Annotated in this window: 17 protein-coding genes; 8 read left to right on the plus strand and 9 right to left on the minus strand. The window is 55.8% G+C overall.

Annotated features, from left to right (window positions below):
- The first annotated feature begins 65 nt into the window (after positions 1-65).
- Entirely contained in the window at positions 66-2,111 is a 2,046-nt protein-coding gene (paaZ, locus tag AC007G_RS12360) for a phenylacetic acid degradation bifunctional protein PaaZ (protein ID WP_142630998.1), read from the plus strand.
- A gap of 319 nt (positions 2,112-2,430) precedes the next feature.
- Entirely contained in the window at positions 2,431-4,698 is a 2,268-nt protein-coding gene (gene tynA, locus AC007G_RS12365; protein ID WP_085397201.1) for a primary-amine oxidase, read from the plus strand.
- A gap of 78 nt (positions 4,699-4,776) precedes the next feature.
- On the opposite strand, the gene AC007G_RS12370 is transcribed toward tynA, so the two are convergent.
- From AC007G_RS12370 to AC007G_RS12390, 5 genes are all read right to left on the minus strand, one after another.
- The gene (locus AC007G_RS12370; RefSeq protein WP_142630997.1) at positions 4,777-6,408 is read right to left on the minus strand and encodes an esterase/lipase family protein; all 1,632 of its coding nucleotides are present in this window, start codon (positions 6,406-6,408) and stop codon (positions 4,777-4,779) included.
- Positions 6,409-6,436: 28 nt separating this feature from the next.
- Entirely contained in the window at positions 6,437-7,216 is a 780-nt protein-coding gene (locus AC007G_RS12375; protein ID WP_085397199.1) for an NlpC/P60 family protein, read from the minus strand.
- A gap of 596 nt (positions 7,217-7,812) precedes the next feature.
- Positions 7,813-8,703 (minus strand): oxidoreductase, encoded by an 891-nt coding sequence (locus tag AC007G_RS12380; protein WP_142631010.1) that lies wholly within the window; start codon positions 8,701-8,703, stop codon positions 7,813-7,815.
- Between the two features lie 122 nt (positions 8,704-8,825).
- The gene (locus AC007G_RS12385; protein ID WP_142630996.1) at positions 8,826-10,355 is read right to left on the minus strand and encodes a DUF2235 domain-containing protein; all 1,530 of its coding nucleotides are present in this window, start codon (positions 10,353-10,355) and stop codon (positions 8,826-8,828) included.
- A gap of 333 nt (positions 10,356-10,688) precedes the next feature.
- Positions 10,689-12,188, minus strand: coding sequence for an aldehyde dehydrogenase family protein (locus AC007G_RS12390; protein ID WP_085397197.1), 1,500 nt, complete (start codon positions 12,186-12,188; stop codon positions 10,689-10,691).
- Between the two features lie 234 nt (positions 12,189-12,422).
- Between AC007G_RS12390 and feaR the strand changes: the two genes are divergently transcribed.
- The 3 genes from feaR to AC007G_RS12405 all read left to right on the plus strand — a co-directional run bounded on the left by feaR (position 12,423) and on the right by AC007G_RS12405 (position 16,211).
- Positions 12,423-13,331 (plus strand): transcriptional regulator FeaR, encoded by a 909-nt coding sequence (gene feaR / locus AC007G_RS12395; RefSeq protein WP_032687981.1) that lies wholly within the window; start codon positions 12,423-12,425, stop codon positions 13,329-13,331.
- A 1,010-nt stretch (positions 13,332-14,341) separates the two neighbouring features.
- The gene (locus AC007G_RS12400; protein WP_032688017.1) at positions 14,342-15,787 is read left to right on the plus strand and encodes a sugar porter family MFS transporter; all 1,446 of its coding nucleotides are present in this window, start codon (positions 14,342-14,344) and stop codon (positions 15,785-15,787) included.
- On the plus strand, positions 15,777-16,211 hold the full coding sequence (locus tag AC007G_RS12405) for a PTS mannitol transporter subunit IIA (protein ID WP_032687982.1): 435 nt from the start codon (positions 15,777-15,779) through the stop codon (positions 16,209-16,211). The genes AC007G_RS12400 and AC007G_RS12405 overlap by 11 nt, the downstream gene beginning before the upstream one ends.
- A gap of 88 nt (positions 16,212-16,299) precedes the next feature.
- On the opposite strand, the gene AC007G_RS12410 is transcribed toward AC007G_RS12405, so the two are convergent.
- From AC007G_RS12410 to AC007G_RS12420, 3 genes are read right to left on the minus strand one after another with little or no spacing between them, the layout of a single operon-like run.
- Positions 16,300-16,623 carry a YdbL family probable chaperone protein gene (locus AC007G_RS12410; protein WP_032687984.1) on the minus strand — a complete coding sequence of 108 codons (324 nt, stop codon included), beginning with the start codon at positions 16,621-16,623 and terminating at the stop codon, positions 16,300-16,302.
- 7 nt (positions 16,624-16,630) lie between these two features.
- On the minus strand, positions 16,631-16,816 hold the full coding sequence (locus AC007G_RS12415) for a YnbE family lipoprotein (protein WP_004861256.1): 186 nt from the start codon (positions 16,814-16,816) through the stop codon (positions 16,631-16,633).
- Positions 16,813-19,452: a YdbH family protein gene (locus tag AC007G_RS12420; RefSeq protein ID WP_142630994.1), complete on the minus strand. Its 2,640-nt coding sequence runs from the start codon at positions 19,450-19,452 to the stop codon at positions 16,813-16,815. Before AC007G_RS12420 ends, AC007G_RS12415 begins: the two co-directional genes overlap by 4 nt.
- A gap of 415 nt (positions 19,453-19,867) precedes the next feature.
- Here AC007G_RS12420 and AC007G_RS12425 point away from each other — a divergent pair, with 415 nt between their 5' ends.
- The 3 genes from AC007G_RS12425 (at position 19,868) to hslJ (ending at position 22,052) form a co-directional block, all read left to right on the plus strand.
- On the plus strand, positions 19,868-20,368 hold the full coding sequence (locus AC007G_RS12425) for a DedA family protein (RefSeq protein ID WP_032687987.1): 501 nt from the start codon (positions 19,868-19,870) through the stop codon (positions 20,366-20,368).
- Between the two features lie 146 nt (positions 20,369-20,514).
- On the plus strand, positions 20,515-21,504 hold the full coding sequence (locus AC007G_RS12430) for a 2-hydroxyacid dehydrogenase (protein WP_032687988.1): 990 nt from the start codon (positions 20,515-20,517) through the stop codon (positions 21,502-21,504).
- Between the two features lie 125 nt (positions 21,505-21,629).
- On the plus strand, positions 21,630-22,052 hold the full coding sequence (gene hslJ, locus AC007G_RS12435; RefSeq protein ID WP_142630993.1) for a heat shock protein HslJ: 423 nt from the start codon (positions 21,630-21,632) through the stop codon (positions 22,050-22,052).
- On the opposite strand, the gene AC007G_RS12440 is transcribed toward hslJ, so the two are convergent.
- Positions 22,049-22,315 (minus strand): putative hemolysin, encoded by a 267-nt coding sequence (locus AC007G_RS12440; RefSeq protein WP_004861238.1) that lies wholly within the window; start codon positions 22,313-22,315, stop codon positions 22,049-22,051. The genes hslJ and AC007G_RS12440 overlap by 4 nt on opposite strands.
- Between the last annotated feature and the right edge of the window lie 630 nt (positions 22,316-22,945).

A 22,945-nucleotide genomic window follows, 5' to 3' on the forward strand; every position in this document is an offset into this window, starting at 1 on the left:
TTGCATTTCATGATTCATAAAATAACTATTTATAGAGATTTCACGTAACATATTGGAGATTCACCATGCAGCAGTTAGCCAGCTATTTATCCGGCACCTGGCAGAGCGGTCGGGGCCACGCCCGCCCGCTTCGCCACGCCATCAGCGGTGAGACATTATGGGAAGTCACCAGCGAAGGGCTGGATATGGCACAGGCGCGCCGTTTTGCCATCGACCGCGGCGCTAAGGCGTTACAGGCCATGACCTTTATCGAACGCAGCGCGATGCTGAAAGCGGTAGCGAAACACCTGCTGGCAGAAAAAGAGGCGTTTTATGCCATTTCAGCGCAAACCGGGGCGACCCGAGTCGATAGCTGGGTTGATATTGAAGGGGGGATCGGCACGCTGTTTACCTACGCCAGCCTCGGCAGTCGCGAGCTGCCGGACGATACGCTGTGGCCGGAAGATGAACTGATCCCGTTGTCGAAACAGGGGGGCTTTGCCGCCCGCCACGTCCTGACCTCAAAATCCGGCGTCGCGGTGCATATCAACGCCTTTAACTTCCCCTGCTGGGGCATGCTGGAAAAGCTGGCGCCAACCTGGCTTGCCGGCATGCCGGCCATCATCAAACCGGCAACCGCCACCGCTCAGCTGACCCAGGCGATGGTCAAGTCTATCGTCGAGAGCGGACTGGTACCGGACGGGGCCATCAGCCTGATTTGCGGCGGCGCGGGCGATCTGCTTGATCATCTGGATAGCCAGGATGTGGTGACCTTTACCGGCTCCGCCCATACCGGCCAGCAGCTGCGTGTTCACCCTAACCTGGTCGCGAAATCGATCCCCTTCACCATGGAGGCCGATTCGCTGAACTGCTGCGTGCTCGGAGAGGACATTACTCCCGGGCAGCCGGAATTTGCCCTGTTTATCCGCGAAGTGGTGCGCGAGATGACGACCAAAGCCGGGCAGAAATGTACCGCTATCCGCCGCATCATCGTTCCGCAGGCCCAGCTTCATGCGGTCAGCGAAGCGTTGATTGCCCGTCTGCAAAAAGTGACCGTCGGCGATCCGGCGCAGGAAGGGGTGAAAATGGGCGCGCTGGTCAGCCATGACCAGCGCCAGGATGTACAGGACAAGGTGAACGCGCTGATTCAGGCCGGGTGCGAAGTTCTGCTCGGCGGCAAGGCCGATCTTAACGCCGCCGGCGCCTTCTTCCCGCCGACGCTGCTGTTCTGCCCGCAGCCGGATGAAACGCCGGCGGTGCATGCCATCGAAGCCTTCGGCCCGGTTGCCACCCTGATGCCGTATCAACATCGTGAGCACGCGCTGTCGCTGGCGCGCGCCGGGGAAGGCAGTCTGGTCGGAACGCTGGTGACCGCCAGCGGCGAGCTGGCGCGTGAGTTTATCCTCGGCGCCGCCCGTTCACATGGCCGTATCCAGATCCTCAACGAGGCCTCTTCCGTCGAGTCCACCGGTCACGGTTCACCGCTGCCGCAGCTGGTTCATGGCGGACCGGGTCGTGCCGGCGGCGGCGAAGAACTCGGCGGTTTGCGCGCGGTAAAACACTATATGCAACGCACCGCGGTTCAGGGCAGCCCGACGATACTGGCCGCCATCGGTCAGCAGTGGGTTCGCGGCGCCGAAGTCAGCGAGGACCGTATTCATCCGTTCCGTAAATATTTTGAACAGATCCAGCCTGGCGATAGCCTGCTGACCCCGCGTCGCACGCTGACCGAAGCGGATATCGTCAATTTTGCCTGCCTCAGCGGCGATCACTTCTATGCCCATATGGACAAAATTGCCGCCGCGGACTCCATTTTTGGCGAGCGCGTGGTCCACGGTTACTTCCTGATCTCCGCGGCAGCCGGGCTGTTTGTCGATGCCGGCGTCGGGCCGGTCATCGCCAACTATGGCATGGAAAACCTGCGCTTTATCGAACCGGTGAAGCCGGGCGACACCATTCAGGTGCGTCTGACCTGCAAGCGTAAAACGGTGAAGCGCCAGCGTAGCGCCGAGGAGAAAGCGACCGGGGTGGTGGAGTGGGCGGTAGAGATATTCAACCAGCACCAGCAGCCGGTGGCGCTCTATTCCATCCTGACGCTGGTGGCCCGTCAGCACGGCGACTTCGCGGTTTAACCGATGCCTGTCCCCGCCGTTCCGGCTAACGCCGGGCGCGCCGGGCCGGTACCCGATGCCTCTGCGGAGGCATTTTTTGTGCCCCGCCCGCTTGCTCCGGGCATAACTGGCAAATCTGACAAACAACCTGGCAAGAGCACACAAACGCCAACCGACCAACCGCTGGTAGGTTAAAGCGAGTAAAGCCGGCATTTCGCAGCGGCAAGCGACAACACAACTCGCCGGAATCATTGGCGTTGCAGACAATCAGCAGGGACGCGTGGTCACCGTAGATGCAACCCAAAGCATGACGGGAATATAAATATAAGATGAGGTCACAATGGCAAATAACTCAATTCGTTCCCCGCGTAAAACAGCCTTAGCTCTGGCCGTTGCGCTGTTTTGTGCCTGGCAATCACCGGTGTTCGCGCACGGCGACGAAGCGCATATGGTCCCAATGGACAAAACGCTGCAGGCGTTTGGTGCCGACGTGCAGTGGGATGATTATGCCCAGATGTTTACCCTGATGAAGGATGGCGCCTACGTCAAAGTGAAGCCCGGTGCGAAAACGGCCATCGTCAACGGTAAGTCGCTGGATTTACAGGTTCCGGTGGTGATGAAAGACGGTAAGGCGTGGGTCTCCGATACCTTTATCAACGATGTCTTCCAGTCCGGTCTTGATCAGACCTTCCAGGTCGAGAAACGCCCGCATCCGCTCAACTCGTTATCCGCAGCGGAAATCAGCGAAGCGGTGACGATTGTCAAAGCCTCGCCGCAATTCCGCCCCAACACCCGTTTTACCGAAATCTCACTGCACGAGCCGGATAAAGCGGTGGTGTGGGCCTTCGCGTTAAAAGGAACCGCCGTTGAGGCGCCGCGGACCGCTGACGTGGTGATGCTCGATGGCAAACACGTCATCGAAAGCGTGGTGGATTTACAGAATAAGAAAATACTCTCCTGGCAGCCAATTAAAGACGCCCACGGCATGGTCCTGCTGGATGATTTCGTCAGCGTGCAGAACATTATTAACGCCAGTGACGAATTCGCCGCAGTGCTCAAAAAACACGGCATCACCGACAGCAAAAAAGTCATCACCACTCCGCTGACCGTCGGTTATTTTGACGGCAAAGATGGCCTGAAGCAGGATTCACGTCTGCTGAAAGTGGTGAGCTATCTGGATACCGGCGACGGCAACTACTGGGCGCACCCGATTGAAAACCTGGTCGCCGTGGTGGATCTTGAGCAGAAGAAAATCATCAAAATTGAAGAGGGTCCGGTGATCCCGGTGCCGATGGAATCGCGCCCTTATGATGGCCGCGACCGCGTGGCTGCCGCGGTTAAACCGCTGGATATCACCGAGCCGGAAGGCAAAAACTACACCATTACCGGCGACACGATTCACTGGCAGAACTGGGATTTCCACCTGCGGCTGAACTCCCGCGTCGGGCCGATTCTCTCCACCGTGACCTACAACGACAACGGGCAGAAACGTCAGGTAATGTATGAAGGCTCGCTGGGCGGGATGATCGTGCCTTATGGTGACCCGGACGTGGGTTGGTACTTCAAAGCCTATCTCGACTCCGGCGACTACGGCATGGGCACCCTGACCTCGCCAATCGTCCGCGGTAAAGATGCGCCGGCGAATTCGGTGCTGCTGGATGAAACCATTGCTGATTATACCGGCGCGCCAACCACTATCCCGCACGCTATCGCAATCTTCGAGCGTTATGCCGGTCCGGAATACAAACACCAGGAGATGGGGCAACCGAACGTCAGCACCGAGCGACGCGAGCTGGTGGTCCGCTGGATCAGTACCGTCGGCAACTACGACTATATCTTTGACTGGGTGTTCCACGAGAACGGCACCATCGGCATCGACGCCGGCGCCACCGGAATCGAAGCGGTCAAAGGCGTCATGGCGAAGACCATGCACGATCCGAGCGCGAAAGAAGATACCCGTTACGGGACGCTGATCGACCATAACATCGTCGGCACCACGCACCAGCATATCTACAATTTCCGCCTTGACCTTGACGTTGACGGCGAGAACAACTCGCTGGTGGCCATGGACCCGGAAGTGAAGCCCAATACCGCCGGTGGCCCGCGCACCAGCACCATGCAGATTAACCAGTACACCATCGACAGCGAACAAAAAGCGGCGCAGAAGTTCGACCCGGGCACCATTCGCCTGCTGAGTAATACCACCAAAGAGAACCGGATGGGTAACCCGGTGTCGTATCAGATTATCCCTTACGCGGGCGGCACTCACCCGGCGGCAACCGGCGCCAAATTCGCGCCGGATGAGTGGATTTATCACCGTCTGAGCTTTATGGATAAGCAGCTGTGGGTCACCCGCTATCATCAGTCGGAGCGTTATCCGGAAGGGAAATATCCGAACCGTTCGATCCATGACACTGGCCTTGGCGCCTATGCAAAGGATAACGAGTCGCTGACCAACCACGATGACGTGGTCTGGATAACCACCGGCACCACCCACGTGGCGCGCGCGGAGGAGTGGCCGATTATGCCGACCGAATGGGCGCATGCGCTGTTGAAACCGTGGAACTTCTTTGACGAAACCCCGACGCTGGGCGAAAAGAAAAAGTAGTTTGTCGCAAGGCCTGAGAGAGAAATCTGCCCGCCACCGGGGGTAACCTCGGTGGCGCTATCGCTTTTAGCACGCTTCTCAGTTCCAGAGCTGGACGTTAAAACGCAACGCCCCAGAGATCCCCGGCACCGAAGGCCGTTTATTGCCTTTGGTATCGATGGAGACACTTTCTACGGGAATCGTGACCTCACAGGCATTATCGGCGATTTGCTGCGGGTCCAGAATAATATCGGCGTTGGAAACCCCTGAGTCCTGCCAGGCATATTTTATCCGCCAGGGGCTGTCGTCATTTGCCGGAGGAACAATTTCAAGGATCAGAGAGTTGCGGAACAAATACCCCCCTTCATAGTGTTCGTTAAACCAGAATCGCTTTTCTATTTCGTAATCGGGAATTTTCACTCCCAGTACCAGGCTGTAGGCCAGAGAGCGCCGGGCTTTATTCACTCGCGCACGCCTGGACAAGAAGACGCTCGAGAGATATTGCGTAGCATGTCCCTGTGTATTCCACTCTTTTTGCGTCACACAGGCAACGGAATCTTCTTCGGCGACACGTCGGGTTAACGACCAGGGTTTACCCCGGGGAGAGGCAATAGCTTCTATCTGATAGATTGCGTCAATCTTATTCGCCTCTCCACCGGCCGCTTTTAGCGCCGCATCCGGAAGACGAATGTCCTTAAGTTCCAACCATATATCCACGCGGACATCGCCAAAAAGAAAGCGTGCCAGATTCTGGAAAGCTTCTTCGCTATTCACAATACCGAAATAGCCGGAATGGGCGCGATAGGTGAAGGCTTTCGCACAAGGCGCGCCGATTGAGCCATCATCATTAAGACCATTCAGCGTAGCATTCTCAATTTTTACCAGACCATCGCTGCCGTTCCCGACAAAGGTTCTCGAGAGTCCGGCGGCAACGTCATAATCAAGGCGATTGGTCCCTACCATAGTGAAAATGCGCGATGAGGGAAGTCGGGACTCAGGGATCAAATCGACCCGTTTATAACGCTGGTACGCATTCTCGAGGTCGAGATACTGCGCCATACGGTCACGACTAAAGTTAGCGACGCTACTTTGCCAGGGAAGATTCGGGATATTAATCTCCGCAAACTCAATCCCGTTATGTGGCGTAGCGTAGGTGAAAAATTTATCGACGCTTCTGGCCATCTGCTGCGGATCAAGCGCCTGATTTTGTAGAAAAGCCCGGCAAACAAGGCCTCCCATCGAGTGGGCCACCAGATAACAGCGAAAGTCGTCGGGCTCCTGCACGCCGCTGTTGGGGTTTGCCAGCAAAAGCTGCCTGATCGTGGCCAGCAGGCTTGACAGTCCAACTGCCGCCGTTGCTATGTCGGGCGTTTTACCCCTTCCCAGTAGCGTGGACGCATCGTCATAATAGCGATACACAATCACCGATTTATCATCCAGGATGTTTCCGGTAGGTTTACCCTCCGGATCCAGCGCCCAACCAGCGTCCGTGATATCCAGTCCCTGCTCAAAAACATCGCTATAACCAAACTCCGAGGCCAGACGAATAACGGGCGATTCAAAATAAAATTTCTTCGGGCGATCTTTCTGGCTCGCAGAGGCTCGCAGCATCGTTGAGCCAAGATTAAAACCATTAAAAGGATCGGCGGTAGTCTCATTAATATCGTGATTAGTCATCGCATAACCACGAACATAAATAATAGGGTAAAAAGGCATTTTCTTATTGGCCATTTTATTATCCTGTAGAATTTAAATATTATCAGGGATGGCGCGAGAGCCCATACAGTCCCTTAAACTTATCATTAGTTGCTGAAGCAACTAAAACTGACCATGAATAATGGAAGATATTCACTTTTGAGGGGTAAGCTCCACGATTACCTTCAATAGTCCACAAAATGCCATCGGCATAGCCTTGAACAATACCAACATGCCCCATCCAGGCAGTCTCTTGCTGCTTTTTAGGATCGACTCTCAACCAACAAATAATATCACCCGGCTGTGGTGGATTGCTCAATGAAGGGGTGTAAGAATAGCCTAATGACTTCATTTTATTATGCAATGCCTGAGCTGATGTTTGATAGCCGAATACCGCAGTTGCTCCCTGGTTAAAACAGTAACTGACAAAGGCCGCGCACCAGCTTTGCCCCTGGTTTCCGTACCCGGCGAAATATTTTTTAATATCAGGACCGTGATTATCCGAACCTTCTTCACCATGGCCGATCTCCGCCTGAGCGACTTTCAGCGCGGCCAGGCCCGCATGGCTTCCCCCTGACGGGGTGAACGTCGGGAGAGTCGGGTGTTGAAGCACAAGGCTGTGTTTACCCAAAGCAGCATCGAGAGCCCAACGGGTGTGTGGTCCTACTTTACCATCGACAATTAACGGTTGGCCTGAGGCATCCACGTTGGCCACCTGGAAAGCTTCTACTGACTTTTTTACTACCTGATCAAATTTATCCGTTGGCGCAAGACCGAATGATAGCTTGCGGAGATCGTCAACCAATTGTGCTACCGCCTTACCTTCATCACCGATTTTTAACATAGAGCCCCCGTAGCATTCAGGTGATTTAATAAATTCAGGTTTGTACAACGCATACAATAATTAGCAGCAACATTAATACTCACCAAAAATAAAATCTGGCCTCTCGATTACCTGCTGAGTCAGACTGTTATTTACAATGTTTGCCCGGAGTCATTTTTAATAAATATAAACAGGTTATCTTTAAAATAAGAGGCAGGTCTTGTCATGTGATACCTCGCTCAACGACACGATGAGTTACAGGCATAAATACCCCGGGCAACAACCAGGTCAGAGAATGAAATGAATATCCAGCATCAGAATGGTGCTACGCAAGAATTGCATTTAAACGCAGCGCTACTTTTTATGGTAGACAGCTCTAACAAGAGATCAAGTTTCTATGCTTCTCTTCGCCAAATATATTGGCAGCTTGCACATAGCAGGCTGAGATCAAACACAATTTTGGTGCGACGGTGGGACAGTGAGCAAGCAGATCTCCGCTTGTCAGCGCTCAAGGGGATAACATACACAGACGGCAACCGCGTTGCCAGTCACAGCGGCCAGACCTCGCGGAATGCCGCCTGCTATCCGGCGGCTGCAAGCGCCGCCGCTTTATCCCGTCAGCCCGGCCCGTCGCTGGCAGCTGCCAGCAGCGGAACGATAAGATCGCTCAGCGGCGTCGGAATGCCGTGCCGACGCCCGCGGCGCTGTACCACGCCGTTACGAATCTCCCACTCCAGCGGCCGCCCGCTTTCGCGGTCAATCTGAATCGAGGTACTGAGATCGGGTGGCGCACGATGAAATCCGTCGATAATTTCCTGCGGTACGCTGTCGCTCAGCCTTGCGCCTTCCGCGCGCGCGACAAGCAGGCATTCACGTAAATAGGCCAGCGCAATGTCGTTGATATCGCCACGGGCGAACATACCGGCACGGCGGCCCGTCAGCACCATCAGGCCAGCCACCGCATTTTGCAGCAGCTTGCGCCAGGCGACGGTGGTGAAATCATCGGCGAGATCCACGGCGCAGCGGGTCCCTTGCAGCGTTTGCTGTACCAGCCGGGCCTGCGGCAGATCCGGCAAGGTCAACCGGGGTGTCGCTCGCAGCCAGACGGAGGCATCGGGTTCGCGCTGCGCCGGAAACCACACCACCGCAGGCAACACCGTCGCCCCGGCAACGCGGTCGGCAAACTGCGCCTGCTGTTCGACGCCGTTCTGCAACACACACACCGCCGTTTTTTCATCGCACAATGCGCTCAGCCACGCGGAAATCGTAGGGTTCTGGGTGGCCTTGACCGCGACGAAAACCAGCGAAAATGGCCGCACAATGGCCGCCGGGTCGGTCAGTACCGGTCCGGGAAGCGTAATCTCTCCGCCATCGAATCTGAGCAACAGCTGTGCATGAGACGTTCGCCCGCACACCACCGGCGTGCGCCCCACTTCATGCAGCGCCGCGGCTATCGTGGTCCCAATCGCGCCGGGCCCGATAAGGGCAACGGTAGGCCCCTCCGACATCATATCCGCCTCCTGATGATAAGCTCCGCCACGATGGCGGGAAGGCATTAACAGTAGCGATAAATACTGTGATTCAGCAAGTCCTGTTCGTGGATAACGATAGGCACGGCGTTCAATGGCGCTTAGCGGGAAATCGTCAGGGAGACGCTGCCACGATTGTTATCATACATTTGCCACGCATCGTTGGCGTAAGCGTAAAAATAGCCGCTTTTGGCCGGTGTGAACCGGCATCCGCTGCCGATAACCACAATCTCATGCCGCGGCTCAGGCGCGTCGGGTGCGGGATCTGCGTGATTGGCAACTACACCAATCAGAGCGAACCACGGTGCCGTACCGACGCGTCGACTCAGCCAAAAATCCACATCCTGGTTTTTAGTCGCCCCCTTCCATAACGCTTCCAGTTTGTCGGAAACGGAGGCCATAATCTGCGCGGCCTCGCCGGGATAAAACTTACCGTCATCAGTCCCGCCCGCCTCGCAGGGCACCGAGCCATCCAGCCATTTCCCCGTGGCCGTAAAGCGATACTCCACTCCCGCTTCCAGCCAGATCCCCGTTGCATTCCAGCGCTCGCGCGCAAAAACGTCAAAGGTCGCCGGGTGTTCTGCCGTCACATCGGTGACCGGTCGGTAGCGACCGTGGAGCAGCATCGGCTGACTTTGCCGCTGTATCACGCTGGCATCAACATCGGGGCTTCCGGCGACAATCCGCGGTACGCTGCGCGGGCAGGTATGCAGCAGTTTAAAAATACCGGTGACCGAATCATGCAGCAGTCCATGGGGATCGGGGGCCAGCTGGGCATCGATACCCGGCAGCAGCATCAGTCCCAGTCCGGCTGCCTCTGTCATCATCCATTGCAGGGTGATATCCGATAATCCGCACTGCGCGTAGCCGCCGCCGACATCAGCATGCACGCCAGCAAACCAGCGCTGTTTCACCTGCGGGTTACCCGCCACATTGTCCCACAGCGTGGGAATGAAACTTTGCCGCTGCTCGTCCAGCGCCAGCGCATGGCGGGCATGTTCGACAATCGGGCTGAGTGACGTATCGTGGAAGGCATACTTTTTGGGATCATCCAGCAGATTGGCTAACGCCATATCGTCGGGAATACCCAGCGCCCCCACCGTTTCCCAGACGCCAATAAAATATATAGGGATGCTCTCCCTGGTCGGACGCCCCGTCGCCACCGAATAAAAAGGTCTACCCACGCTGGCAACGATCGCCGGCGCGCTGCCTGCAGGCTGGCGGTAATAGCTGAAGAGATCGTTGATATCCTCCCAGACTTTATCGTCGCCGGTTCCTGCCTGGCTGGCATTCAATAATCCGCAGCGCGAAATCATTCCGCCTAAACTCCTGACGGTATAAGCTCCGCGGCTAAAGCCAAACAGCCATATTTTATCGCCGGGCTGATAGCGGGTCGCCAGCCAGTAATAGGCGCTGATAATATTCTTATCAAGGCCTTCGCCGATGCCGCCGCCGATATAGCGATCGACCACCCCGCCATCGGTACCGACGCCGGAGTGGTAATAGACTCGCTGCTGGGTGTTTTCCGCCACGGCATTCCTGAGTTTGACCACATTGGTCGGCGCGGGTTTTCCATCATCAAGCTGTTGGGGCGTATTCCAGGTACCGTCGCAAAACACCAGTAAGTTCATAGGAACCTCATCGCAGGCTGCGTGAAAAGCGGTCAGGATTGACAAAGTAAAAATAGCAGACGGCAATCACCTCAGGAGGGCAATCGTCAAACGTGACTGCCATCATCGGTGCAGAGACTGACAGGTAGTGGTCGGCATGAAGGGAGATGATTGTTGATTTCTGGACTACCCACGAGGATACGTCACCAGGCATCATACCGATGCCCGCACTGCTGTTTCTCGTACTCTTCACGATAAACCGCGGCTAACTCAGGCATATGGCAAAAAGAATGAGAAGCGGGAGAGCGCCCGGCCCGGAGTTCGAACTCCGGGCGTCAGGCGCTGAGGCGAGAGTCAGTAACGCACGCAGACCGATTTCGTTTCGCACCAGTCGTCCAGCCAGTCCGGGCCAAAGTCGCGCCCGGTTCCGGACTGCTTCATACCGCCAAACGGCAGGTTGGCATCGATAAGCGTATGGCTGTTGACCCACACCGTCCCGGCCTGCAGGCGCTCGGTGTAGCTGAGTGCCTGTGTTAAATCGCCGGTCCAGACGCTGGCGGTCAGACCAAAATCACTGTCGTTAGCCAGACGCAGCGCCTCTTCGCCATCGGCGACGCGCACCAGGTTGACCACCGGACCAAAGACCTCTTCCCGGCTGAGTCGCAGCCCGGCGTCCGGATTAATCACCAGCGTCGGCGCGATATAATAGCCGTGCGTATCCGGCCCGGCCTGTCCGCTAATCAGTTCCGCATGCTGCTTGCGCGCCTCATCGAGGTAAGCCGCCACTTTCTCGCAGTGCCCTTTTGACACCACCGGGTTAATCTGAGTCGTTTCCAGCATCCCCGGTCCCACCTGCAGCGACTTCACCGCCTGTTCAAAACCGCTCACCAGGTTATCGAACAGCGGGGCTTCAATATAGATACGCGAGCTGGCGGCGCAGACCTGGCCCTGATTGAGGAAACTGCCGGTCATCAGCCCTTCGATTACCCACTCCGGGTTGGCGTCTTTCAGCACGATCGCCGGGTTTTTCCCCCCCAGTTCCAGCGTTACGCGGGTCAGGCGGTCGGCGGCCGTCCTGGCGATATGCTTACCGGTTGCGGTGGAACCGGTGAAGCTGACCTTCGCCACCTGCGGATGAGAGGTTAACGCCGAACCGCATCCGGCGCCGCTGCCGGTCACGACGTTAAATACTCCGTCCGGGATCCCGGCCTCGGTGGCCAGCTCGGCAACCCGCAGCAGGGTCAGCGGCGTGGTCTCCGACGGCTTGATGACGATAGAGCACCCTGCCGCCAGCGCCGGCATCACTTTCCACATCCCGATCATCAGCGGGAAATTCCACGGCACGATCCCGGCGACAACGCCGACCGGCTCTTTTCGCGTCCACGCCTGGTAGCGTGCTCCCTGCGGGAACGGAATCGACACATCGAGCGTACGTCCGCTGATTTTGGTCGTCAGTCCGGCGGTATAACGCATCCAGTTCAGCGTACAGCCCACTTCAAATGCGCGAGAAATCTGGATGGATTTCCCCTGCTCCAGCGTTTCCAGCTGCGCCAGTTCTTCGCCGTGCTGTTCGACCAGATCGGCAAAACGCAGCAGAATACGTTCGCGGTCGGCCGGCGTGCGCCCTGCCCAGCTGCGGGCGACGAAGGCGCGCCATGCCGACATCACCGCGCGATCGACATCGGCCGCGTTGGCATCCGCGGTACTGGCGATGGCCTGCCCGGTTGCCGGGTTCCAGACGGTCAGGCGCTGTTCGCTCTGCGACGCCTGCTGGGTGCCGTCGATATATAAGCCATGCTGGCGGTCTAAAAACTGTTGAACGCTGGCAAGCAGCGCTACCTGTGCTGTGGACATATCGCTTCCTTATTGCTCACGGATCGTGAATTCAGTCTACGACGAGGCTGACGATCGCGCTTTTTTCTCTGTGACATTCGTTTGTGCCGCTGTGACAGCCGCCGCAATTCAACATATTGCGGACGCAGAAATGTGCCTCAGGTAATAGTTCTTTCATATACTCCGCGCCTCGCTCTTGTATGCCACCGTGTAAATGCAACAATGCAAAAACATTATGTTTACATGAGACAGACTATGGCGACGGCGGAGCACGGACAGGACTACCAGCGCTGGTTGGCGAAAATCAATCAGGTCTGCGGCCATTTTGCCGCTCGTCCGCTGGAAGGTCGCTTTCATGGGGAGATTGACGCCAGCTATGCCGGCACTCTGAAAGTCAGCACCGTCACCGCCAGCGGCGTCAATCTGTTCCGCACCCGCAACGAAATTAAGCGCAGCAATGACGACTGGTTTTATACCGTTTTCCAGCTCTCCGGCCAGGCGGCTATCGAGCAGGACGATCGCCAGGTGGTCCTCGACGCCGGCGACATCACCCTGATTGACGCATCACGCCCCTGCTCTATTTTCTGGCAGCAGACATCGCGCCAGGCCTCCCTGCTACTCCCCCGACAGCTGCTTGAACAACAGCTGCGCGGCAGTGAGATAAGCATCGCCACGCGGCTGGAAAAATCGCTACCGATGGTCCAGCTCAGCCAGCGGCTGTTGCAGGAGAGCATGTGCAGCCCGGAGCTGTCGGAAAGTGAGAGCGCCGCGGCGCTGGAGGCCATCGTCTGTCTGCTGCGTCCGATGCTGCATCATCACGACCCCCGGCCATCGCGCAGGGAGAAGCAGTTTCAGAAGATTATGGATTTAATTGATGAGTCCATTCAGGCGGAACATCTGCGTCCGGAGTGGCTGGCCAGCGAGACCGGGATGTCGGTTCGCAGTCTGTACCGGTTGTTTGCCGACAAGGGGCTGGTGGTCGCGCAATATATTAAGAACCGGCGTCTCGATCTCTGCGCGCAGGCGCTGCACAGTGCCCGTGATGACGAAAAGCTGGCGGGAATTGGCTATAGCTGGGGATTCAGCGACCACAGCCACTTCTCGACCGCTTTCAAACAGCGTTTTGGCGTGTCGCCTGGGGAATACCGTAAGCGCTGCCGCTGATTTATACGCCAATGGGCCGTAGACTTGCGTTCCCCCCCGGCGCTATCCGGCCGCCGCTCTCCCTGTTGCCCTCTGGTTCGTCTATCCGTCGCCGGGTGCCCGCCTGACGTCTGCTGTGTTCTCCCGGCTGGCCTCGTCCCGCGCGTTTCGCCCCGGTTCCCGCCTGACCAGGCTGTGACCCGGAAAAAAAACAAAAGCGTATAAAAAATATAAAATGGAATTTTAATTTCACCAATAATCGTATGGATTTAAAAGCGTGACTCGTATCAAAAATTTAACTTTTAATTCAATAGCTTATTTTTAACACCCTCACAAACCCTATCAAAATTTAACCTTAATTATCAATGATATAAAAACATTATCTTTTCTCACAAAGAGAAATTTGTTTCATCTCAAACAAAATTAAATGAAATAAAATTTTCAATTTGTGATCTATTTGTGATTTTATTTCATTAGCGAATGTCATATTACCCTTCGATAAAACGCAATCTGTCCACTCTCGGCGGTATGCAAACCCGCAAGCACGGAGGAGACCATGAAGGAAACAGCAAGAAGATTGACCTCGTCGGACGGCAGGGAGCGTTGTCATGCCATTGACTATGTACTGGTCGCGATGGTTTTCCCATTGAAAGGAACGCCGGTGACAAAGAACAACGGGGCGTCGGCAAAACACCTCGTACCGCAGATTGGCTTTCATCGCTGCATAAACGACGGCCACACGCGGTGGCGGATCCGCACAGTCTGTTCTGTGCAAAAGCGCTGTCGGGTAAGCGTGTGAATGTCGACAGCAAGCATCACAGATGCCACACACAATCCAGAGACACTGATAACACACCGTCAATCAAAAACACGCCTCATCGCCCGCTGCTCCTCAGCATAGTGTGATGAAGACGAATAATCGCACCACCCATCTCGTCTCCCTCCGTCATCGTTCGACAGGATAAACCTGTCGCCGCGGGCGAAGAGAAACAGAATGACCGGTGCTGTTAATGAAAATAAAAGGTATGAAAATGTCAGCTATCATGAAACTGAACGTACAGCAAAGAAAGCGGCTTCACCAAATAACGCTGGTGGCAACATTTGGCGGCCTGCTATTCGGCTATGACACTGGGGTTATTAATGGTGCATTTTCTTCACTGAAGCAATATATGGGCCTGACGCCGACGACGGAAGGTCTGGTCATGAGCGTATTGCTGGTGGGCGCCGCTATTGGCAGCGTTTTTGGCGGAACCCTCGCCGATTATTTTGGCAGACGAAAATATCTGCTCTGCCTGTCATTTATTTTCCTTGTCGGGGCATTAATGTCAGCCCTCGCGCCGGATATCACCGTATTACTGATATCCCGTTTTCTGCTCGGATACGCCGTTGGCGGCGCTTCCGTCACAGCACCAACGTTCATTTCCGAAGTCGCCCCCACTGAAATGCGCGGTAAACTCACGGGGTTGAATGAAGTCGCCATTGTTATCGGGCAGCTTGCCGCATTCGCCGTCAACGCCGTGATAGGCATCATCTGGGGCCACCTCCCCGATGTCTGGCGATATATGTTAATGGTCCAGGCTCTCCCGGCCATCTGTTTATTTGTCGGGATGTTGCGCTCTCCGGAAAGCCCGCGCTGGCTGGTGAGCAAAAACCGACATCAGGAAGCGCTGGAAGTATTAAAGCAGATCCGCTCACCGGAACGCGCGGCGCAAGAGTTCGCCGATATTTCTACCCTCATCAAAGTCGAAGCCGATCGTAAATTCAGTACGCAAAACGCGTTTGTCACCATTCTCAGTACGCCGTGGATTTTTAAATTACTGCTGGTGGGCATCATCTGGGCCGCGTTACAGCAGACCACCGGGGTCAATGTCATTATGTACTATGGCACCGAAATCCTGAGTACGGCCGGCTTCTCTGAAAGAACCTCCTTAATATGCAATGTGCTCAACGGGGTCTTCTCCGTGGGGGGGATGCTGGTTGGGGTGTTCTTCCTTGTTGATCGCTTTAAACGCAAAACCATCATTATTTACGGTTTTGCCATTATGGCGACGCTGCACCTGATCATTGCCGGCGTCGATTACACGCTGGTTGGCGATATCAAAGCGACGGCCATCTGGCTACTCGGCGCGCTGTTTGTCGGGGTCATGCAGGGGACGATGGGCTTTATTACCTGGGTGGTGCTGGCCGAACTGTTCCCGCTGAAATTCCGCGGCCTGTCCATGGGGATTTCCGTGTTTTTCATGTGGATCATGAATGCCGTTGTCAGCTACCTGTTTCCGCTGCTCCAGGCCAAGCTCGGCCTTGGCCCCGTATTCCTGATTTTTGCGGCTATCAACTATATCGCGATTATCTTTGTGGTCACGGCGCTCCCGGAAACCTCGAACAAATCGCTGGAACAATTAGAAGAAGAGTTATCGTCGAATAAATATGATGCGCGGGTGAATAACGGCGCGGAGGTCGCTCACAATGATCGCTAATATTACGCAAGAGAATCTTCACCTTGGTTACAAGGCGAAAAATAAGACCGAAGTCTTGACCCTGCTTGGTGAGGAATTTAAAAAGAAAGGCTACGTTAGCGAAGACTGCATCGCTTTTCTTGCTGAAAGGGAGCGTCAGGTGTCCACCTTTTTAGGCAATGGCATTACGCTTCCGCACCTGCCGAAATCCGCGACCAATATCATTCTGAAAACCGGGATAGAAATATTTCAGTTCCCGGACGGTGTCATCTGGGACAGAAGCAACGTCATGTTTATCGCCATTGGCGTGATTGCCAAAGAGAAGGAGCATATTGATGTTCTGAAGGACATCGCCTCTATTTTCAGCGATGAAATCATTGCCAATGCGCTGTCATTGATCTCCAGTAAACAGGACTTCTTGACGATTTTACAACAACACCGCTAACCCTGACGCTAATCGCCGTCCGGCCCCGCCGCCGCTGATGAAAGTGAGTCTCATCAGCGGCCGTTTCTGCGAGGCAAAAGCGGCGGCGCTATTTCCGCAGCCATTTGCCATTCAGTCCCTGAACATACTCCCCCGGCTGCGCCCGGGAGACCAGTTTTTGCCCGGCCATTTTCGCCACCTCATCCACCGGCAGGTTATTATCATCCGCCAGCTGCTGATAGCTTTCGCTCCTGGCCGCGTTGATCTGTTTGACCAGCTCCAGCGTTTCTTTGTCCTGACGCAGCGGCGCCAGATAGCCATTCAGCGTTTCCCCGACCCGCCCTTGCTCCCGGGCCTCCCCCAGCGTCAGCGCCAGCGCCGATGAGCTGAAGAGGCCAAGCGCTAACGCCGCCGTTAACAGTCGTTTTCTCATCGCCACCTCAGAATAGATCGCTACGCGACTTCAGTAACTCTTCAACATCTTTATCCACTTTGATATGAATCTCATGCTCAATTTTGACATTCATATTGATGGTGATCGGCTCTTTTGACGCCGCGATTTCAATTCGTGGCGTACAGCCCGCCAGCAGCATCGTCATCAGCACCGGCGTTAGCAATTTCATCATTGTTGTTCCTTACACTTTTTACTGTCCGTACAGCTGCGCACGGGGAGCACCGCATTTTGCTCAAACCATGCCTGCAAATTGTCGCCAAAACGTAAACTGCGCCACAGGTCAAAAATATTCTCTTCATGAGAATAGTTTAAATGCACCGTATTACTCTGCTCCCCGACGCGGCTGGTTCCGCTGATGGTCGCCTTCAGCGTCAGCATGCCCAGATTATCGAGATCGATGCGCGTCCATGAACGGGAGATCTCCATATAGCGCAGCCAGTTAATCGCCGCACCGGCGGAAATATTGTCGTTGACCATCGCATCCGCCATATCCTTATCAAGACGTAAGGTCATCGGCCCCGGGTTACCCAGCCAGCCATCTTTAATGATCCATTTGTCATTGTTCAGCCACAGCGGCAGCGCGCCGTTGAATGCGCCGGACATGGCAAACTGCTTAATATTTATCGCGCTCACCAGCTCGCTGCTGGAAATTTGCTGCAGACGCAGTAGCGCCGGGTCATGCTGCGGCATCCGCAGCTGCTGCATGGTCACCTTACCACCGAGAATATCCACGCTGACGTTGCTCAGCTGAAGCGGTTCGCTCTCGCTCCACGGCCAGGAGCCCTGCAGATCCGCCGAGAGGTTTTTCGCCGTCACCTGGTTGACGACTTCGCCAATACGCAGCGACACCGGTCGGCGGGTTCCCAGCTGCCAGGTCCCCTGACTAAAACGGAAAGGCAGAACAAAATCTACGCCATTAATCTGATTGTCAGGCATCCAGGCGCTGCCGCCTTTTAAGACGCCGTGGCCGCCGGCTTCAAACCCCTGATCTGTCGCCGCGGAGAAGGCGACCTGCGCATACAGCATTCCTTCACGCAGATTCATTTTCCAGTCTGGCGGCACCAGCGGCTGAAACACGGTTAACGACTGTTTCGGCCACCAGGCCTGGCCCCGCAGACGTTCACCATCCCAACGCCCGGTGACCCGCACGGGACCGATCTTCCTGGCGTGGAGCGCCCCGTTGAACTGAAACCAGGTGGGATCCCGTCCGTCGATCTTGAACTTTAACGTGGAGGGGGGAAGTTCGCTGCCGCTGCTAAAGCTGGTTTTACCCGCGTCCAGCGACAGCGCGCCGGTCAGTTTAGGGTGCTGCTCGCCGCGCAGCCAGTGCACCGGTTCGTCCAGGGTTAACCGCGGCGTGCTGACCAGCATCGTGCCGTACTGCAGCTTATCGAAGCCCGTCGACAGGCTGTTCAGCACAATCGAATTGTCTATCCACGCCCCCGCCCCTTTGACGTCCCACTTCGCCTGCATCGGTGTGAAGCGGCCCTCGCCCCAGTAACGCCACTGCCAACGGCCGCTGTCGGGCATAAAGTTGTCGGCCTGGCCGTCAAGATGCAGCGAGAAGTCGCCCATTTGCTGTTCGTGCGCGCGCAAAATAGCCTGCAGACGGCCGTCCACGCCCTGCTGAGTCACCTTCACGCCAGCCAGCGGCAGACGGACTTCATCAATATTGAGCGAGTCAATGACCCGGCCGCGGGAACGCAGCAGCGCGCCGGGATGGAATGCCAGCGCCGGCGCGGTCAGCGGGCCAGTCAGGTTCGCCGGCAGCACGGCATAAACAATCAGATCGCCGAGCTTGGCCTCGCCGGTTAACTGCAACGGCATGTCGCTGTTGTCCATGCTCAGTTTGCCAGGACCTATCGTCAGTACGGCGTTCCCCTTCCCGCCTTCCCCGTGGGTGAGAACGTTGAGACGACCGCTGACCCGCATCTGCTCGGTGCCCTGTTGCCAGTTGCCAACCGACAAGGCCACGCGGCCGCTCAGCGGATACCCGGCATACTCGGTACTCCAGCGACCATCGCTGATGGCAATACGCTCCGGGGTGATCTCCCAGGGTAAGTCGAGCATCGGCTGCACATCGCCGCGCGGCGTCACCAGCAGCTGCCCACGGTTTTTCTGCCACTCCAGCTCCGCATCAACCAGTCCTGCCGTCTGCGGGAACGCGAGCGTGGCGATCAGATGCCCATCTACCGGCAAACCATCCGGCACCAGCGGCATATGAAATTCGCCCACCAGCTTCACCGGCGCCTGTCCTTCGACCAGTTGCGCGGAGAAGTCGCTCACCGTCAGCGCCTGCCCGCGCAGGCGCGCCTGCAGCGTCACCTCTTTACCGCTGTAGCCGATATCCTGCTGCTGCGGAGTCAATGACATAACCAGTCGTCCCTGCCACTTTTCCCACGGAGAGAGACGCAGGTTCTCAATCGTCAACCAGCTATAGGGAAGCATGGACTGCCATTCCGCCAGCGTACGCGGCGCGCCGGATGCCGGCTCACTTTCCGGCAGCTTGCTCAGGCAGGCGCTGTTGATATCAAGTTCGTCAACCTGCAGCCGCCAGCGGCTGGGATGTGAGAGTCGGGCATCGGTTATCCGCGCCAGTTCGCAGTCGCCGACCAGATAACGTAAATCGGGTATACGCAGCGCAGAACGCGTCAGGCGCGGACTGTCATGCAGCGAAATGCGGGTTCCCTCTGGCAGCCAGATCCCTGCCAGCGTAGGTACCCAATGGGTAAGCGTCGACAACAAGGCCAGCGGTAGCAGAATAAGTGCTAACAATAGCGCGATGGCGGCTTTATATTTACCCTTCATGGGCAGTTAATATCCTGATTAAACAAAAGTAAAAGCCGAAAGTAGCGCGTATTGTGGCACGTTCGACCAGTGAGTTAAAGTTTCTGTCCCGCTTAAGAGCCTATCTCAGCAGGACTATTTTGCTTGTCATTTTGCCCCGGGCAGTGCGCGCAACGATTTATCTTTGAGCGCCCTTCAGAGCGGCCACAGGGTGAGCGAAGCGAATCAAATTCTCACCGACTCCCTCCACGCTCCGCTTTCTCCGCGCTGTTTCGCGCGCAAATTGCCTGTGCCGATAGCCCTGCCGGGATAGATTCTAAGAATAGTTGCTGTGACATCATCGTTATGGTGAATTGTTGCCATTCGCTTATTTAACCGCCATTTAGCCAGCGCCTGTCACACTCGCGGGAATTGTTCAAATAAGTGGGTGGATCCCGTGGAGTTTTTTGTTTCGCTAATTGAGTATGCACAGCGCCACTATTCATTCCTGCTGCTGCTGGTCTTTCTGCTGACGTTCAGCAAATCCTGTGCCCTGATTTCTCTGCTGGTGCCGGGCACCTCCGGGCTGCTGCTGCTCGGCCCGCTCGCCTCCGGCAGCCTGAATCACTTCTTATTTATGTGGCTCAGCGCCAGTCTGGGGGCAATCGGCGGATTCTGGATCTCCTGGTGGCTGGGACGGCGGCATCAGCATCGTCTGCTACGGCTGCGTTGGCTGCGCGGCGATCGGCTGGCCCGTAGCCTGACCTTTCTCCATCGCCACGGCGAATGGGCGGTGTTTTTCGGCCGTTTTCTCTCTCCGCTTCGCGCCACCCTCCCGCTGGCCAGCGGCGTCAGCGGCACTCCGTTCTGGCGTTTTCAACTGGCCAATGTCAGCTCGGGACTTCTCTGGCCGCTGCTCCTGCTGGCTCCCGGTGCCTTCAGCTTCAGTTTTTGGTAAAATACATTGTGTTTTAAAGAGATACCTCAACTCAGTGATATGCTCTAGAATTAATATTATATCCGCCAGGCTAAACTAATTTTTAATATTTGTACGATTATTTTAAATATGCTACCGTGACGGTATAATCACTGGAGAAAAGTCTTATGAAAATCGCTGTGTATAGTACGAAGCAGTACGATAAAAAGTACCTTCAGCATGTTAATGATACATATGGCTTTGAACTCGAATTTTTCGACTTCCTGTTAACCGAAAAAACCGCGAAAACGGCCAACGGCTGTGAAGCCGTGTGCATATTTGTCAACGATGACGGCAGCCGTCCGGTGCTGGAAGAGCTGAAAGCATACGGGGTGAAGTACATCGCCCTGCGCTGCGCCGGGTTTAACAACGTCGATCTGGATGCGGCAAAAGAGCTGGGTCTGCGCGTTGTCCGCGTTCCCGCCTATTCGCCGGAAGCCGTGGCTGAACATGCCGTCGGCATGATGATGTCGTTGAACCGCCGCATCCACCGCGCTTACCAGCGTACCCGCGATGCTAACTTCTCGCTGGAAGGCTTAACCGGCTTTACCATGCACGGTAAAACCGCCGGGGTGATCGGGACCGGCAAAATCGGCGTCGCCACGCTGCGTATTCTGAAAGGGTTTGGCATGCGCCTGCTGGCGTTCGATCCCTATCCAAGCGCCGCAGCGCTGGATCTCGGCGTCGAGTATGTTGATTTGCCGACGCTGTATGCACAGTCCGATGTGATCTCCCTGCACTGTCCGCTGACGGAAGAGAACTACCATCTGCTGAATCATGCGGCGTTTGAGCAAATGAAAGACGGCGTGATGGTGATCAACACCAGCCGCGGGGCGCTGATTGATTCTCAGGCGGCGATCGATGCGCTGAAACACCAGAAAATCGGGGCGCTGGGCATGGACGTGTATGAGAACGAACGCGACCTGTTCTTCGAAGATAAGTCCAATGACGTGATTCAGGATGACGTCTTCCGTCGCCTGTCTGCCTGTCATAACGTGTTGTTCACCGGGCATCAGGCTTTCCTGACCGCCGAAGCGCTGATCAGCATTTCACAAACGACCCTGGATAACCTGCGCCAGGTCGATGCTGGCGAAACCTGCCCGAACGCGCTGGTCTGAAAGTCCTTTCCCTTTTGTGCCCTCCTTGCGCGGGGGGCACATTCAGATAACCCCCACAGAAATTGCCTGCAGTAAAGTTAAACTGTGCGTATTTAACAGATGTGATAAATGTTTTTGGAGGAAAAATGAACAAGTTTGCTGCACTGCTGGCGGCAGGAATGCTGTTATCTGGCTGTGTCTACAACAGCAAAGTTTCCACCGGCGCGGAGCAACTTCAGCACCATCGTTTCGTCCTGACCAGCGTGAATGGCCAGGCGCTGGCGGCAGGAGCCAAACCGCTGGAGCTGAGTTTTGGCGAAGAGATGTATGTTTCAGGAAATATGTGCAACCGCTTTAGCGGTAAAGGCAAAATCAGCGGCGGCGAGCTGAAGGTCAAAACGCTGGCGATGACCCGTATGCTGTGCACCGATCCTCAGCTGAATACGCTGGATAATACGCTGAGCAAAATGCTGCGTGATGGCGCACAGGTTGACCTGACGGAAATTCAGCTGACGCTGGCCACGGCCGATCAGACCCTGGTCTATAAACTCGCCGACCTGGTCAACTAGTAGTTACCGCAGCTTCCGCCCGCTAACGCCTGCTCGCTGCAGCGCTTGCCGTTAGGTAACGCGCACATGCCGATCGCCGAACCATCAAGCTGTCGTGCCACGGACAATGAGCCACCGATCATCGCGCAGTTCGCCTGCCCTGAGCTGCTCATCGCGGCACGCATTCCCGGCGACACGTGTGCCGCTGTCGCCTGTTGAACAGGTTCGCTACTACAGGCCGACAATAATAACGCGGCACACCCTACTAAAAACGCTGCTCGCATCGTCTCTCCCCTCAGAAACTTCCCAAAATAAACAAACCCCAGAATAATAGGCAGCGCAGCGCCTGACGTCGAGAGGCGAAAACCGTATTTATGCGCTCCATTAACATTTCTTAGCAAATTTTCCGCCGATCGTTATCCTGGCAAGGAAAATGATGGACATTCAGCGGGCCATCCATACCCGCGACGAGCGCCGTTGGCCGCTATGGCGGATTGTCACTTTCGCCGTCACAGGGTTGTACGTCTGATGAGGGAAGAGCATCTGCTAATACGCCCGTCGCTCTCACGACCAGGCTGATACCATCCATAACGTTAAAACCCCGCCTGGTGGCAGGGTTGTAATGGCATCCATTTTCCCGGCACTTATCTCCGGAGCGCGGGTCTGCTATGAAGGTTATCCCGATCGGCTATTTGTCCACCCGCCGACGCCGTCATAGTGTTAAGGCTATTAACAGATCGCAATCCCGCGATCGGGTAACCTTTTTTCATTTAAAATCCGGCGTTTTTAGATATACCTTAAAGTCTATTTTCAGCCATCAAAGGGAACGTATAATTTAAGTCCCGGGGGAGACTGCCTCCTTAATTTTCATACAGGAGGCAGGAACCTAATCAAATATCACTCACAGCTCAGGG

This window comes from Klebsiella sp. CSG-1 (genome assembly GCF_056521145.1).

Bases quoted from the DNA above. Each gene is read 5' to 3' on its own strand.
- paaZ (WP_142630998.1), top strand. From the start codon at position 66: ATGCAGCAGTTAGCCAGCTATTTATCCGGCACCTGGCAGAGCGGTCGG.
- tynA (WP_085397201.1), top strand. From the start codon at position 2,431: ATGGCAAATAACTCAATTCGTTCCCCGCGTAAAACAGCCTTAGCTCTG.
- AC007G_RS12370 (WP_142630997.1), bottom strand. From the start codon at position 6,408: ATGGCCAATAAGAAAATGCCTTTTTACCCTATTATTTATGTTCGTGGT.
- AC007G_RS12375 (WP_085397199.1), bottom strand. From the start codon at position 7,216: ATGTTAAAAATCGGTGATGAAGGTAAGGCGGTAGCACAATTGGTTGAC.
- AC007G_RS12380 (WP_142631010.1), bottom strand. From the start codon at position 8,703: ATGTCGGAGGGGCCTACCGTTGCCCTTATCGGGCCCGGCGCGATTGGG.
- AC007G_RS12385 (WP_142630996.1), bottom strand. From the start codon at position 10,355: ATGAACTTACTGGTGTTTTGCGACGGTACCTGGAATACGCCCCAACAG.
- AC007G_RS12390 (WP_085397197.1), bottom strand. From the start codon at position 12,188: ATGTCCACAGCACAGGTAGCGCTGCTTGCCAGCGTTCAACAGTTTTTA.
- feaR (WP_032687981.1), top strand. From the start codon at position 12,423: ATGGCGACGGCGGAGCACGGACAGGACTACCAGCGCTGGTTGGCGAAA.
- AC007G_RS12400 (WP_032688017.1), top strand. From the start codon at position 14,342: ATGTCAGCTATCATGAAACTGAACGTACAGCAAAGAAAGCGGCTTCAC.
- AC007G_RS12405 (WP_032687982.1), top strand. From the start codon at position 15,777: ATGATCGCTAATATTACGCAAGAGAATCTTCACCTTGGTTACAAGGCG.
- AC007G_RS12410 (WP_032687984.1), bottom strand. From the start codon at position 16,623: ATGAGAAAACGACTGTTAACGGCGGCGTTAGCGCTTGGCCTCTTCAGC.
- AC007G_RS12415 (WP_004861256.1), bottom strand. From the start codon at position 16,816: ATGATGAAATTGCTAACGCCGGTGCTGATGACGATGCTGCTGGCGGGC.
- AC007G_RS12420 (WP_142630994.1), bottom strand. From the start codon at position 19,452: ATGAAGGGTAAATATAAAGCCGCCATCGCGCTATTGTTAGCACTTATT.
- AC007G_RS12430 (WP_032687988.1), top strand. From the start codon at position 20,515: ATGAAAATCGCTGTGTATAGTACGAAGCAGTACGATAAAAAGTACCTT.
- hslJ (WP_142630993.1), top strand. From the start codon at position 21,630: ATGAACAAGTTTGCTGCACTGCTGGCGGCAGGAATGCTGTTATCTGGC.
- AC007G_RS12440 (WP_004861238.1), bottom strand. From the start codon at position 22,315: ATGCGAGCAGCGTTTTTAGTAGGGTGTGCCGCGTTATTATTGTCGGCC.